This window comes from Rhizobium sp. 01N424, assembly GCF_056399485.1.
Genome location: NZ_JBFTRK010000001.1, coordinates 1 through 12,434 on the forward strand (window position 1 = coordinate 1; position 12,434 = coordinate 12,434).

Consider the following 12,434-nt stretch of genomic DNA (forward strand, 5'->3'; position numbering starts at 1 on the left):
AATGGCGGCGAGCGCCACTTTTGCCTTGAAAGCCGGGCTATGGTTCCGGCGCGGTCGTCTCGTCATGGTATCTCCTGTTCCTGGCATCTAAGCCGAAGTCAGGTAGAAATTCCACTTATCCCCGCTGTGCAGATTTCCCGAGCCAGCTCTTACTATGCTCAAGCCTGGTCACTGGTTTGGGACGAAAGACCGTTGTTTGAAGAGAAAATCCAGGCATGGGCGAATGGTCCCGTCTGCAGGACGCTGTACGGATATCACCGCCAGCAATTCATCGTCCAAGCGAACATGTTCAAAATAGGCGATCTTGACCTTGATGAAAAGGCCAGGGGAACGATCGAGGCTGTCCTCAACTTCTACAATGAGAAGTCAGCTCAGTGGCTGAGTGATCTCACTCACCTCGAAGAACCTTGGCGCAAGGCAAGAGCGCGGGCGGGTGTGGCAGACGGTGCGCCATCCGAGGAGGAGATCACTCTTGCGGATATGCATGAATATTACTCTGGGCTACAGGCAAGCAACTCAGCGAACTGATGGACCGCAAGCAAGCCCGCATTGATAGACAGATAGAGAAGCAGGTCCGGCAACAGGCCAAAGCGGCAAGGTTGGTGGAGAAGGTGGAAGCCGATCCATCGCCGCGTACCGCTTTCTCGCCCTCTGACTTCAAGGCACCCCGCTCAGAGCAAGACCCCGGCAGCATCATGCAAATGCGCATGGAATACCGGATCATTGATCACTCAGACAGGGACGGGGCTTGGACTTGGGGGCAGCAGCGCAACTGGTGTGACAAGGCCTTTGGCCCAGATAACACGTGCACAATCCGAGCCACAATGATTGAGATGAGCGGACTACTCTGGCGGGAAATTCTGGCTCGGACCACAGGCGGTTATGAGCGTCACAAGAAACATCATTCGCACTCATTCGATAGTATCTGCCCCGAGGCTCAGTCGCGCTGGATCGAGATAGGCAGGGAAGAGGATGAGCTCTTCAGATTCCGTACTGGCGGAAAGCAGCGGATCTGGGGGTTTAGGACGGGCCACGTGTTCAACGTAGTCTGGTGGGATGCTGAGCACCAAATTTATCCGGTGGACTGATATCGCGGCTAAATTCGTCGCGCGTATCCGAGCCACACAGCCTAGCACGCAGCTTCATTGCCCTTTTGACGTGATCATCGCGGACAGATCATGCTCGTCTGCGTGGAGCATGCCGTCAAGACACTGATTTGCGATAGAAAAATGGATTCGGCGCCCGCTGAGCAAGGGGGCGTAGTGTCTCTTATCCAATCCTTCAAAAGTGCTAGTCCCTTTAAGCTAGACCTTATGAATAGGAAGTTGGCTATGGATTAAGATGTAATGGCGATGGCAACGTTCATAGCTGGGAGCAATGCATAGCTAATATAAAATCTATTTCGTTAGCATTTTGTTAACTAGGGAGTTGCCCCATGTTAAGAACAGCAGCGAAATACGGCGTGGCCATCGCCTATCTCATGGCCTCCAGCAGTCTCGCATTCTCCGCGCCTCTTCCTCTCCGCATCGACTGTCGTCTCGTTAAGCCGGGAACCCTTGAAGCCCGCCTCTGCCGCCCGACGGCCGCGATTCCAGCGGATAACTACCAAGGCTCTAACGATGATGCCGGAGGAACCGGCGGCGCTCCCCAGGTATCGGCATCGAGCGCCGGTTCCGGTGGCAGTCCGGGTAGTGGTGGTGACCCGGGTAGTGGCGGAACTGGACCCGGCGACGGTGGAACTGGACCCGGCGACGGTGGCCATGGTCCTGGTGACGGTGGTCACGACCCCGGCAACGGTGGTCATGGTCCAGGTAACGGCGGTCATGGTTCTGGCGGTGGTGGTCAGGGATCCGGCAAAGGCGATCACCATCATGGTGGGCATGCTGGTAACGGGAACAAGGACAGCGGCCATTCCGGTGATGGAAAGCATGGCCGTGATCCGGGTAAGTCCTGGGGCGGCCATGGTGACAGAAAGGACGGCGGCAAGTCTGGCGGCCACAAATCTGACGGTGGTAAACCCGGCGACCACAATTCCGGCGGCGGCAGGCCTGGTGGCGACCACTCCGGTGGTGGACAGCCTGGCGGCAATAAGTCTGGTGGCGGCAAGCACGGTGGTGGCCATTCCGGCGGCGGCAACCATGGTAGTGGAAAGCCCGGGAACGGCCACTCCGGTGACAAGCCTGGAGACAACCGTTCCGGTGGCAACAGACCCGGCGATAACCACCGTGGCGATGACAAATCCGGCAATGATCATTCCGGAAGCCACGGAGATGGCGGCCACCAGAAAGGCCGCGATGACAGCCACAGATCTGGCGGCGGCAAGTCCGGAGGCCACTGAGCGCCCGGGCATACGATTGGTGACAACGAGCCCGGCTGAAAGGCCGGGCTTCGTCATTCCCGGGATTGTGCTGCAAGCAGAGCATATGGGGCAGATCGCGGCCTGCACCATTCGTTTGTGCCTTAGCCTTGCCATGCCTGCCGGTTCGGCTTAGCTCTGCCCGGAACACGAATCCGGACAAACGATGCCTCACAAGGTCTTTCTCTCCCGCCTCAAGCTGACGGACTTCCGCAATTATGCGGCAGTGTCGCTTGATATGGACGGCCGCCATGTCGTGCTGACAGGCGACAATGGCGCGGGAAAAACCAATCTGATGGAGGCGGTTTCGTTCCTGTCGCCGGGGCGGGGTCTCCGCCGTGCCGCCTATACCGATATCACCCGTGTCGGCGCCTCTGCCGGCTTCTCGATCTTCGCCGAACTCGAGGGGATGGAAGGTGGCGTGGAGATCGGCACCGGGGCCGACACGACGGACGAGAATACGGCGCGCAAGTTGCGGATCAACGGCACGACGGCGAAGACGGCCGATGAGCTCACCGATCATCTGCGCGTACTGTGGCTGACGCCATCCATGGATGGCCTGTTCACCGGTGGCTCCTCCGATCGCCGCCGCTTTCTCGACCGCCTCGTGCTCTCGCTCGATCCCGCCCATGGGCGCCGCGCCAGCGATTTCGAGCGCGCCATGCGCAGCCGCAACAAGCTGCTCGACGAAGGCAGGTTCGATCCGTCCTGGCTCTCCGGCATCGAACAGCAGATGGCAAGCCTTGGCATCGCCATGGCGCTTGCCCGCCAGGAGATGCTCGGTCTGCTGACCCGGCTGATCGAAGAGACGCGGGAGACCTCGCCTTTCCCTTCAGCCGCACTTGCGCTCTCGGGCTTCATGGACGGACAATTCGCGCGTCCCGCCGTCGATCTCGAGGACGATTATGCGGCGATGCTGGCGGACAGCCGCTATCGCGATGCCGCCGCCGGGCGCACGCTGGATGGGCCGCACCGCGCCGATCTCCTTGTCCGCCACCGCGAGAAGCAGATGGAGGCGGAGCGCTGCTCCACAGGCGAGCAGAAAGCGCTGCTGGTCGGCCTGATCCTCGCCCATGCGAAACTCGTCGCCAATCTGACGGGGCATGCCCCGGTGCTGCTGCTCGACGAGATCGCCGCGCATCTCGATGAAGGGCGCCGCGCGGCCCTCTTCGATCTTATCGATTCGCTCGGCGGGCAGGCCTTCATGACCGGCACAGACCGCTCGATGTTCTCCGCCCTCGGCGAGCGGGCGCAATTCCTGACGGTCTCCGACGGACATGTCGGGGAATGACGGACGGTGCTTTCCTCTTCGGTTCGGGCCATGATAGCATTCCCGCCATGGAACCGCTCAGTCCCGAAGAAATCGCGCGATATCAGCGTCATATCCTACTGCCGGAAATCGGCGGGGCAGGCCAGCAAAAGCTCAAGGCCGCCCGGATACTGGTGATTGGAGCCGGTGGCCTCGGCGCCCCGGTTCTGCAATATCTGGCGGCTGCAGGTGTGGGCACGCTTGGCATTGCTGATGACGACCGTGTTTCGCTTTCCAATCTGCAGCGGCAGGTCATCCACGATTCCGGCACCATCGGCGAGTTGAAGACGGAGAGCGCTGCCTTTGCGATCGCCCGGCTCAATCCGCATGTGAACATCATCCGCTTCGAGGAGCGCTTCTCCTCCGAATCGGCCCGCCGTCATCTCTCGGGCTTCGATCTGCTCATCGACGGATCCGACAATTTCGAGACGCGCTACGCCGCAGCCGATGCCGCCGAGCAGGCGAGGGTGCCGCTGGTGACCGGTGCCGTCGGCCGGTTCGATGGATCGCTGACGGTTCTGAAACCCTATGAGGCTGCCGCGGATGGTACCCTCAATCCGGCTTACCGGGATCTCTTTCCCGAAATTCCTCCGGACGGACTGATCCCCGCCTGCGCCGAAACCGGCATCGTCGGTGCGCTGACCGGCGTCATCGGCACGCTGATGGCCATGGAAGCGATCAAGCTCATCACCCGCAGTGGCGAGCCGCTCATCGGGCGGCTGCTGCTCTATGACGCGCTGACGACGCGTTTCGATACCATACGATACAAGCGGCGGAAGACATGACCGATATCATCAGGCTGGATCAAGACTTCGGCCGCTGGGCCGAACTGCTCGACCTCATCCTCTCATCCTTTGCCTATATGAACGGCCGCATCGATCCGCCGTCCTCCGGCCTTTCGCTGACGCCCGAAGCGTTGCAGGCGAAGGCCGCAGCCGAAATCGGCTACGTCGCGCTGGATGGCGACAGGCTCACCGGATGCATGTTCCTGCGCCCCGAAGAAGACAGCCTCTATCTCGGCAAGCTGGCGATCGCGCCCGATTATCAGGGCAAAGGCATCGGCAGGCAGCTGTTCGCGATTGCCGAGGCGGTCGCGAAGGAGCGGGAATTGAATGTCATCCGGCTCGACACGCGGATCGAGCTTACCGGCAACCATGCGATCTTCGGCGCCTGGGGCTTTGCCAGGACCGCCGAAAAATCCCACCCGGGATACGACCGGGTGACCTATGTCGAGATGCGCAAGGCCCTGGCTTAGCGGCCGGGCAAAACGCGGTTCGGCGGCCGGTGGCCGTCGATGAAGGCGCGGATATTGATGATCACCTTGTCGCCCATGTCGATACGGCCCTCGATCGTCGCCGAGCTCATATGCGGCAGCAGCACGACCTTGCCCTCGTTGGCGAGCTTGATCAGCTTCGGATTGACCGCGGGCTCGTTTTCGAACACGTCGAGACCGGCGCCGGCGATCCGGCCTTCGCGCAGGCACTTGATCAGCGCCGCTTCATCAACGACGTCGCCGCGCGCGGTGTTCACCAGATAGGCCGTTGGCTGCAGCAGGGCGAGCCGCCGGGCAGAGAGCAGGTGGAACGTCGCCGGTGTCGACGGGCAGTTGACCGAGACGATGTCGACGCGAGCCAGCATCTGGTCGAGGCTTTCCCAATAGGTTGCCTCCAACTCGTCCTCGGTCGCCGGGTTGACGCGCTTGCGGTTGTGATAGTGGATCGACAGGCCGAACGCCTTGGCGCGGCGGGCAACGGCAGTGCCGATCCGGCCCATGCCGACAATGCCGATCCGCTTGCCGTGAATGCGGCGTCCGAGCATCCAGGTCGGCGACCACCCTGCCCATTCCCCTGGCTTGTCGGTCAGGATGCGCGCACCTTCGCCAAGGCGCCGCGGCACCGCGAGGATCAGCGCCATCGTCATGTCGGCGGTGTCTTCGGTCAGCACGTTTGGCGTGTTCGTCACGGTAATGCCCTTGCGGGCCGCGGCCTCGACATCGATGTGATCGGTGCCGTTCGAAAAACTGGAAATCAGCTTTAGCTGCGGTCCGGCCTGCTCGATCAGCGCGGCGTCGATACGGTCGGTCACCGTAGGAACTAGAACGTCGGCGCTCTTCACCGCCTCGGCGAGCTCGGCCGCGGAACGCGGCGAATCGTCGATGTTGAGTTCGGCGTCGAAGAGCTCGCGCATGCGGGTCTCTACCGCGTCAGGCAGCTTCCGGGTGATGTAGACCTTCGGTTTTTTCTTCGATGTCATCGCGGCCGGCCATGCCTTGTTCAGATGTCTTTAACCAAGACGGGGGATAATTTTAACGTTCGGGCAATTTCTACCAGACCCGCACGCGAAGACAAACAAAACTCGCGGGCAGTGGTCGGCGAATGTCGAAGCCCCGGACAGCGAGCGGGTAGAGCCCCGCTTACGAATTCGAGCGAACGGAAACCTCCATGCGTGGAATCACTCTGAAGTCCTGCCTTGCTATTGCGGTTGGTCTGATGCTGTCGGCAAGCGCCGTCGAATCTGCGTATGCGCAAGCGGCCAAGGGCCCGAGCGGCCTGCCGCTGCCGCGCTTCGTGACGCTGAAGTCGAAGCGCGTCAATCTGCGCATCGGCCCCGGCACCGATTATGCCGCGTCCTGGATGTATCTAAAGGCCGGCCTGCCGGTGGAGATTATCCAGGAATATGACAACTGGCGCCGCATCCGCGATGCCGACGGCACCGAGGGCTGGGTCAACCAGTCGCTGCTGTCGGGCCAGCGTTCGGCGCTGGCTGCGCCGTGGATGAAGGGCAAGGGAAAATCGGTCTTCGTCAATATGCGCCGCGAGCCGCAGTCGTCCGCGACCATCGTCGCCAAGCTTGAGCCTGGCGTGATGATCCATATCGGCGAATGCAATGGCGACTGGTGCCATGCCGATGCCGACGGCGCCGAAGGATGGGTGGCGCAGCCGGAAATCTGGGGTGCCTATCCCGGCGAAGCCTTTAAATGAGCTTCGCCTCGCGGGCGGCCTCGGCAAGCGACTTCATCGGCCGTGGTCCGATCTGCTGGATGACGATGCCGGCGGCCAGGCAGCCGAGCTTGCCGCAATCCTCAAGCGTGCGGCCCTGGGTGTAGCCGTAGAGGAAGCCTGAGGCGAAGAGATCGCCGGCGCCCGTCGTATCGACCACCTCGTTGATGCTGATCGCATCGACATACCAGCGCTCGCTGCCCTTCAGGATCACTGCGCCGTCTTCGCTCATCGTCACCGCGGCGATCTTGCAGTCCTTGGCAATCTTGTTCAGCGCTTCCTCGAAATCCTCGGTCTCGTACAGCGACAGCGCTTCCTGCTTGTTGGCGAAGACGATGTCGACGGTACCGGAACGCATCAGGTCGAGGAATTCGGCGCGATAGCGGCCGACGCAGAAGCTGTCGGAGAGCGTCATCGACACTTCCCGGCCATTCTCATGGGCGATGCGGGCGCATTCGCGGATCGCCTCCTTGGCGCGCGGCGGATCCCAGAGATAGCCTTCGAAATAGGTAACCTTTGCATCGGCGACGACGTCGGCTTCGACGTCTTCAGGGCCGAGCTCGACGCAGGCGCCGAGATAGGTGTTCATCGAGCGCTCGCCGTCATCGGTAACGAAGATCATCGAGCGGGCGGTCGGCGGAAAGGTGCCCTTCGGCTGTGTCTGATAGTGAACGCCCTGGGCGCGGATATCATGCGCGAAGATCTCGCCAAGCTGGTCGTCGGCGACCTTGCCGAAATAGGCGGCCTTAGCGCCAAGGCTGGCGACGCCAGCGGCCGTGTTGCCGGCGCTGCCGCCCGATGCTTCCAGAGCCGGTCCCATGCGGGAATAGAGCAGCTCGGCACGCTCGGCGTCGATCAGATTCATCGCTGCCTTGGTGATCGCGTTGTCAATGAGGAACTGGTCGTCGCAACGCGCGATGATATCGACGATGGCGTTGCCGACAGTCAGAACATCGAATTTGGTCATGAAATGGGAGGTCCCGGATTAAGTGATAGCCGGGATTTGGTCTTAGCGGAATTTCCGCTGATGGGAAGAAAAAACAGCTCCTCCAGGCAAAAACCGGTGGCACTTCTGCGAAATAATGTTGACTAGGAAACCAATTCAAATTAGTTTCCTAGTCAACAAAGATGGTTCAATGGCTGGCAAAAATCATATCTCCGATCTCGATTCGCATCTCGGCTATTGGCTGCGTGTCGTCTCGAATGCCGTATCCCTGGAGTTCGCGCGAAAGCTCGAGCGTGAGGGTGTTACGGTTGCCGAATGGGTGTTTCTTCGCATGCTTTACGGAGCAAGCCCCGTTGCGCCCTCCAAGCTTGCGGCGCGGATGGGGATGACGAAGGGGGCAATTTCCAAGCTTGCCGATCGCCTGACGGCAAAAGCACTCGTCGAGCGCGGTGCCGATCCAGACGACCGGCGCGGCCAGACATTGTCTCTCGCGGCCGCGGCGCGACCGCTCGTCGAACGGCTGTCAAAACTGGCGGATGCAAATGACATCCAGTTCTTCGGGGCACTGAGCCCGGAAGAGCGCGCGGAGATGGAACGTCTTTTGAGAAAGATCGTCGCGAAACGCAGTCTTCGGAACGTCGCGACAGAGTAGACGCGTGCATCAACCAATACTATCGAGGAGGGCGCTATGGACGCGCAACAGACTGCTATTGCCCAAACGTGCCTGAGCGCTGCCTATGACAAGGCGATGGATTTTCCTGAGATTATCAGGACGCTTCTGGCGGCCGGCTTCGAGGGTTACACCGTCGATTACCGTCAGAATACGACGTCGTATTTCCTCGCCGATGGAACAAGCGTCACTCTTGAAAACCGCGTGTCGGAGGGCGGCGTGACTGCCGAGTTTGATCAAACCGGAATTGCCGCGCAGGTCCGATGGGCGCAGGCGAACCCCGCGGACTATTCCTATGGTGCCTTCTGCAAGAACGTGAAGGCAATGGGATGTGCCGGCTATATCGTTTCATTCCTGGGACGCCGCGTTCTCTATTTCGGCCGGACGGCAGAAACACATGTCGAGCATTTCCCGCAATGACCGGCGCCAAGATCAGTTGATAATATTCGCAAAAATGCCGCCAATTCGTCATGCGGCTGTCACCGTGAACTTCTAAAACATTTTTCAAGCAGACCGGCATGAGCATCCAAGGATGTGGCCGGGTGAGAAGGGATGATGCCCTTCGACTGTTCCGGAGCGGCGCTGACCACGGATGAACTGGCAGCATCGCACACCGGATGTCCGGCAAGACCGGATGCGGAAAAGCGGGCCTTGCCCGCTTTTTTTGTTTCTGCCGCTTCGTTTGTTTGCGCCAACAGGTTTGTCAATGCGCGCCGTTTACTGTTAGACCTTTGGCTCCCGCGCCAAGGCAGTTCTCCCCGCATGACAGCAATCGTTTTCGACGTTCTTCCCATCTTCATCATGATCCTGATCGGCTGGCTCATTGTGAAAGCGGGGTTGATGACCGCCGATACCGGTGATGCGCTGAGCGATTTCGTCTTCAAGATCGCCGTGCCGATGCTGCTGTTCCGGACGATTGCGGAGGCCGATTTCCATGGCGCTTCGCCGTTCCGGCTCTGGATCGCCTATTTCTCCGGCGTCGCCGTCACCTGGACGGTCGGTCACATCGCTGCAACACGGCTCTTCGGACGCGATGCGCGCATCGGCGTACTTGCAGGCGTCTCCTCGGCTTTCGCCAACACCATCTTCGTCGGCCTGCCGCTGGTGCAGCGAACGGTGGGGGACAAGGGCCTCGTTCCGCTCTCGATCCTGATCGCCGTGCATCTGCCTGTCATGATGGTCGTCGGGACGATCCTCATGGAGCGCGCCGAACACAAGATTTCCGGCGCCGCCGATCGCAGCATTCTGAGGCTGCTGAAGCAGATCGGTCTCAATCTCATTCGCAACCCGCTGGTGATCGGTCTTGCGGCCGGCGCCACGATGCACTTGCTCGGGCTGACCATGCCGGCCCCGGTCGAGAATATCGTCGATCAGATCGCCGGTGTTGCCGGACCTGTCGCGCTGATCTCGCTCGGCATGGCCCTGCAAAAATATGGGGTTTCCGGAAATCTCGGCATCGCCAGCGTCACTTCTGCCTGCAAGTTGCTTCTGCTGCCCTTCTGCGTCTGGATTGCAAGCCACATCGTCGGCCTCGCCGAGGACTGGACAGCAGCGCTTGTTCTGATCGCCGCGGTGCCGACAGGCGTCAACGCCTGGCTGATCGCCAATCGCTTCGGCGTCGGCCACAGTCTGGCGGCATCGACAATCACCATGACGACGGCGCTTGGCGCCATTTCCGTGTCGCTCTGGGCCTATCTGCTCGGGCCGTAATTCGCGAAGTCGCAGCCAAAGAAAAAGCCCGGCTTGCGGCCGGGCTTCAATCTCATTTCCGATGTCGCGATCAACTTACTGCGTGATCGTATCCGGAGCGTTCGGATCCGGCAGCGGAGCGGGCGTGTCGGCCAGGGTGTGCAGATAAAGCAGCACGTTGGCGCGATCCTGTTCCTTCGGCAGACCGGCAAAGCCCATCGCCGTACCCGGAATCTGCTTCTTCGGTGCCATCAGGAAGTGGTTCAGGTGGTCGAAGGTCCACTTTTCAGCACCGCCCTTGGAGAAATCCTTCATAGCCGACGAATAGGCGAAGCCTTCATGCGAAGCGATCGGGCGATCGACGAGACCATAGAGGTTCGGACCGACTTTGTTCGGCCCCCCCTTGGTCGCGTCATGACAGGCCTGACACTTCTTGAAGATGGTTTCGCCAGCCTTGGCGTCGGCCGTCGGCAGCAGCTTTCCGATCGGAACCATGGCGGCAGCAGCGGCCTCGCCCCCACCGGCAGCCGGTGTTTCCTCGGCGACGATCGTGAAGCCTTCCTTTTCCGGCGCTTCGGAATGGAAGATTCCTTCGGACGCGATGGACACCGACATCAGCACGAAAATCGTTCCGAGCAGTGCACCAACGGCCGTATTGACGTAAGAATTCATCTGCAATGCTCCCCGTGCAGTCGGCAGACCCTAAAAAGGTACCATCTTGAAATCGCGCGGAACCTATGTCTTTTGGCTGTTCGTTGCAACTGTCTAAATGGTCCTGTACGTGAGACTTTTTGACACTTTTCCGCCCGGAATAGAAGGCCCGACAGATGACTGGTTCAAATTTAGATGACGTCCTCGTTCTGATCCCGGCACGCATGGCTTCGACCCGGCTTCCGGGCAAGCCGCTGGCCGATATCTGCGGGTTGCCGATGATCGTTCAGGTCGCCATGCGTGCTCGGGAAGCCGCCATCGGTCGCGTCGTCGTCGCGGTCGATGATCAGCGCGTCTTCGACGCCGTCGCCGAGGCCGGCTTCGAGGTGATCATGACCGGCGGTCACCACCAGTCGGGTTCGGACCGCATTCACGAGGCGATGACCAAGATCGATCCTGAAGGCAGGGCCAAGATCATCGTCAACGTTCAGGGCGATCTGCCGACCATCGAGCCAGAAACCATCCGCGCTTCTCTGCGCCCGCTCGACGATGAAGCGGTCGATATCGCCACGCTGACGATCGAGATCGACAACGAGGAAGACAAGACCGCCCCGCATATCGTCAAGGTCGTCGGTTCGCCGCTTTCCGAGACACGCCTGCGCGGCCTCTATTTCACCCGCGCCACCGCGCCCTATGGCAAGGGTCCGCTCTATCATCACATTGGCCTTTACGCCTACCGCCGGCCGGCGCTGGAGCGCTTCGTGACGCTCGGCCCGTCGGTGCTGGAGCTGCGCGAATCGCTGGAGCAGCTGCGGGCGCTGGAAGCGGGAATGCGCATCGATGCCGAAATCGTCGAAACCGTACCGCTCGGTGTCGACACGCCCGCCGATCTCGAAAAGGCCCGCCGGATTCTCGCGGCAAGACAGGCTTGAGGACATAGCCATGAACAACAAGACAAACCGGATTTCATTCCAGGGCGAATTCGGCGCCAATTCCGATATGGCCTGCCGCGACATGTTCCCGACCATGGAGCCGCTTCCCTGCCAGACCTTCGAGGACGCCTTCACCGCGCTCGAAAGCGGCGAAGCAGATCTCGCCATGATCCCGATCGAGAACACGATTGCAGGGCGCGTTGCCGATATCCATCATCTGCTGCCGGATTCCAGGCTGCATATCGTCGGCGAATATTTCATGCCGATCCGCTTTCAGCTGATGGTGTTGCCGGGCGTCTCGAAGGATGAGATCCGCACTGTGCACAGCCACATCCACGCGCTCGGCCAATGCCGCAAGATCGTTCGCGCCAATGGCTGGAAGCCTGTCATCGCCGGCGATACGGCCGGTGCCGCCAAGATGGTTCAGGAAACCGGTGACCGGACGATGGCTGCGCTTGCGCCGCGCCTAGCCGCCGATCTCTACGGTCTCGAGATCGTTGCCGAAAATGTCGAGGACACCGAAAGCAACGTCACCCGCTTCGTCGTGCTGTCGCGCGACGAGAAATGGGCGAGCCGTTCGAATGAAGAAGAGAAGATCGTCACGACCTTCGTCTTCAATGTCCGCAATATTCCAGCCGCCCTTTACAAGGCGCTCGGTGGTTTCGCGACCAACAACATCAACATGACGAAGCTGGAAAGCTACCAGATCGGCGGCAAGTTCATCGCCACGCAGTTCTATGCCGATATCGAAGGCCACGCCAACGACAGCAATGTCCGCCAGGCGCTCGAGGAGCTCAGGTTCTTCTCCGAGAAGGTCCGCATCCTCGGGGTCTACAAGGGCCATCCGATGCGCGGCCTGCTGCACAAATAGTCAAGAAAAGG

At 60.6% G+C, this 12,434-nt stretch carries 16 protein-coding genes; 12 read left to right on the top strand and 4 right to left on the bottom strand.

Annotated features, from left to right (window positions below; genetic code table 11):
* The first annotated feature begins 126 nt into the window (after window positions 1-126).
* The 6 genes from AC1DNK_RS00005 to AC1DNK_RS00030 all read left to right on the top strand — a co-directional run bounded on the left by AC1DNK_RS00005 (window position 127) and on the right by AC1DNK_RS00030 (window position 4,920).
* Window positions 127-528: a Panacea domain-containing protein gene (locus AC1DNK_RS00005; RefSeq protein ID WP_477939818.1), complete on the top strand. Its 402-nt coding sequence runs from the start codon at window positions 127-129 to the stop codon at window positions 526-528.
* Window positions 528-1,088, top strand: coding sequence for a hypothetical protein (locus tag AC1DNK_RS00010; RefSeq protein ID WP_477938696.1), 561 nt, complete (start codon window positions 528-530; stop codon window positions 1,086-1,088). The genes AC1DNK_RS00005 and AC1DNK_RS00010 overlap by 1 nt, the downstream gene beginning before the upstream one ends.
* Before the next feature lie 621 nt (window positions 1,089-1,709).
* Window positions 1,710-2,492 (top strand): hypothetical protein, encoded by a 783-nt coding sequence (locus tag AC1DNK_RS00015; RefSeq protein ID WP_477938697.1) that lies wholly within the window; start codon window positions 1,710-1,712, stop codon window positions 2,490-2,492.
* Between the two features lie 30 nt (window positions 2,493-2,522).
* The gene (gene recF, locus AC1DNK_RS00020) at window positions 2,523-3,647 is read left to right on the top strand and encodes a DNA replication/repair protein RecF (protein WP_477938698.1); all 1,125 of its coding nucleotides are present in this window, start codon (window positions 2,523-2,525) and stop codon (window positions 3,645-3,647) included.
* Window positions 3,644-4,450 carry a molybdopterin-synthase adenylyltransferase MoeB gene (locus AC1DNK_RS00025; RefSeq protein ID WP_477938699.1) on the top strand — a complete coding sequence of 269 codons (807 nt, stop codon included), beginning with the start codon at window positions 3,644-3,646 and terminating at the stop codon, window positions 4,448-4,450. Before recF ends, AC1DNK_RS00025 begins: the two co-directional genes overlap by 4 nt.
* Window positions 4,447-4,920 carry a GNAT family N-acetyltransferase gene (locus tag AC1DNK_RS00030; RefSeq protein WP_477938700.1) on the top strand — a complete coding sequence of 158 codons (474 nt, stop codon included), beginning with the start codon at window positions 4,447-4,449 and terminating at the stop codon, window positions 4,918-4,920. The genes AC1DNK_RS00025 and AC1DNK_RS00030 overlap by 4 nt, the downstream gene beginning before the upstream one ends.
* Here AC1DNK_RS00030 and AC1DNK_RS00035 read toward each other — a convergent pair.
* Window positions 4,917-5,918 (bottom strand): 2-hydroxyacid dehydrogenase, encoded by a 1,002-nt coding sequence (locus tag AC1DNK_RS00035; RefSeq protein WP_477938701.1) that lies wholly within the window; start codon window positions 5,916-5,918, stop codon window positions 4,917-4,919. The genes AC1DNK_RS00030 and AC1DNK_RS00035 overlap by 4 nt on opposite strands.
* 188 nt (window positions 5,919-6,106) lie before the next feature.
* On the opposite strand from AC1DNK_RS00035, the gene AC1DNK_RS00040 reads away from it, so the two are divergent.
* Window positions 6,107-6,646, top strand: coding sequence for an SH3 domain-containing protein (locus tag AC1DNK_RS00040; RefSeq protein WP_112514299.1), 540 nt, complete (start codon window positions 6,107-6,109; stop codon window positions 6,644-6,646).
* Here AC1DNK_RS00040 and AC1DNK_RS00045 read toward each other — a convergent pair.
* Window positions 6,639-7,631 (bottom strand): adenosine kinase, encoded by a 993-nt coding sequence (locus tag AC1DNK_RS00045; protein ID WP_112384994.1) that lies wholly within the window; start codon window positions 7,629-7,631, stop codon window positions 6,639-6,641. The two genes, AC1DNK_RS00040 and AC1DNK_RS00045, sit on opposite strands and share 8 nt — an antisense overlap.
* 169 nt (window positions 7,632-7,800) lie before the next feature.
* Between AC1DNK_RS00045 and AC1DNK_RS00050 the strand changes: the two genes are divergently transcribed.
* Window positions 7,801-8,262: a MarR family winged helix-turn-helix transcriptional regulator gene (locus tag AC1DNK_RS00050; RefSeq protein WP_477938703.1), complete on the top strand. Its 462-nt coding sequence runs from the start codon at window positions 7,801-7,803 to the stop codon at window positions 8,260-8,262.
* A 36-nt stretch (window positions 8,263-8,298) separates the two neighbouring features.
* Window positions 8,299-8,700, top strand: coding sequence for a DUF1398 family protein (locus AC1DNK_RS00055; protein ID WP_477938705.1), 402 nt, complete (start codon window positions 8,299-8,301; stop codon window positions 8,698-8,700).
* A gap of 59 nt (window positions 8,701-8,759) precedes the next feature.
* Here AC1DNK_RS00055 and AC1DNK_RS00060 read toward each other — a convergent pair whose 3' ends face one another.
* On the bottom strand, window positions 8,760-9,044 hold the full coding sequence (locus tag AC1DNK_RS00060; RefSeq protein ID WP_477938706.1) for a hypothetical protein: 285 nt from the start codon (window positions 9,042-9,044) through the stop codon (window positions 8,760-8,762).
* Between AC1DNK_RS00060 and AC1DNK_RS00065 the strand changes: the two genes are divergently transcribed.
* Window positions 9,043-9,990, top strand: coding sequence for an AEC family transporter (locus tag AC1DNK_RS00065; RefSeq protein ID WP_112385375.1), 948 nt, complete (start codon window positions 9,043-9,045; stop codon window positions 9,988-9,990). The genes AC1DNK_RS00060 and AC1DNK_RS00065 overlap by 2 nt on opposite strands.
* A gap of 75 nt (window positions 9,991-10,065) precedes the next feature.
* Here AC1DNK_RS00065 and AC1DNK_RS00070 read toward each other — a convergent pair whose 3' ends face one another.
* On the bottom strand, window positions 10,066-10,641 hold the full coding sequence (locus tag AC1DNK_RS00070) for a c-type cytochrome (protein ID WP_112384997.1): 576 nt from the start codon (window positions 10,639-10,641) through the stop codon (window positions 10,066-10,068).
* A gap of 155 nt (window positions 10,642-10,796) precedes the next feature.
* Between AC1DNK_RS00070 and AC1DNK_RS00075 the strand changes: the two genes are divergently transcribed.
* On the top strand, window positions 10,797-11,552 hold the full coding sequence (locus tag AC1DNK_RS00075) for a 3-deoxy-manno-octulosonate cytidylyltransferase (RefSeq protein WP_112514296.1): 756 nt from the start codon (window positions 10,797-10,799) through the stop codon (window positions 11,550-11,552).
* Window positions 11,553-11,562: 10 nt separating this feature from the next.
* Entirely contained in the window at window positions 11,563-12,423 is an 861-nt protein-coding gene (locus AC1DNK_RS00080; RefSeq protein ID WP_477938707.1) for a prephenate dehydratase, read from the top strand.
* Window positions 12,424-12,434: the final 11 nt, after the last annotated feature.

Bases quoted from the DNA above. Each gene is read 5' to 3' on its own strand.
- AC1DNK_RS00025 (WP_477938699.1), top strand. From the start codon at position 3,644: ATGACGGACGGTGCTTTCCTCTTCGGTTCGGGCCATGATAGCATTCCC.
- AC1DNK_RS00010 (WP_477938696.1), top strand. From the start codon at position 528: ATGGACCGCAAGCAAGCCCGCATTGATAGACAGATAGAGAAGCAGGTC.
- AC1DNK_RS00030 (WP_477938700.1), top strand. From the start codon at position 4,447: ATGACCGATATCATCAGGCTGGATCAAGACTTCGGCCGCTGGGCCGAA.
- AC1DNK_RS00060 (WP_477938706.1), bottom strand. From the start codon at position 9,044: ATGCGGGGAGAACTGCCTTGGCGCGGGAGCCAAAGGTCTAACAGTAAA.
- AC1DNK_RS00065 (WP_112385375.1), top strand. From the start codon at position 9,043: ATGACAGCAATCGTTTTCGACGTTCTTCCCATCTTCATCATGATCCTG.
- AC1DNK_RS00055 (WP_477938705.1), top strand. From the start codon at position 8,299: ATGGACGCGCAACAGACTGCTATTGCCCAAACGTGCCTGAGCGCTGCC.
- AC1DNK_RS00035 (WP_477938701.1), bottom strand. From the start codon at position 5,918: ATGACATCGAAGAAAAAACCGAAGGTCTACATCACCCGGAAGCTGCCT.
- AC1DNK_RS00080 (WP_477938707.1), top strand. From the start codon at position 11,563: ATGAACAACAAGACAAACCGGATTTCATTCCAGGGCGAATTCGGCGCC.
- AC1DNK_RS00045 (WP_112384994.1), bottom strand. From the start codon at position 7,631: ATGACCAAATTCGATGTTCTGACTGTCGGCAACGCCATCGTCGATATC.
- AC1DNK_RS00050 (WP_477938703.1), top strand. From the start codon at position 7,801: ATGGCTGGCAAAAATCATATCTCCGATCTCGATTCGCATCTCGGCTAT.
- AC1DNK_RS00040 (WP_112514299.1), top strand. From the start codon at position 6,107: ATGCGTGGAATCACTCTGAAGTCCTGCCTTGCTATTGCGGTTGGTCTG.
- AC1DNK_RS00070 (WP_112384997.1), bottom strand. From the start codon at position 10,641: ATGAATTCTTACGTCAATACGGCCGTTGGTGCACTGCTCGGAACGATT.
- AC1DNK_RS00075 (WP_112514296.1), top strand. From the start codon at position 10,797: ATGACTGGTTCAAATTTAGATGACGTCCTCGTTCTGATCCCGGCACGC.
- recF (WP_477938698.1), top strand. From the start codon at position 2,523: ATGCCTCACAAGGTCTTTCTCTCCCGCCTCAAGCTGACGGACTTCCGC.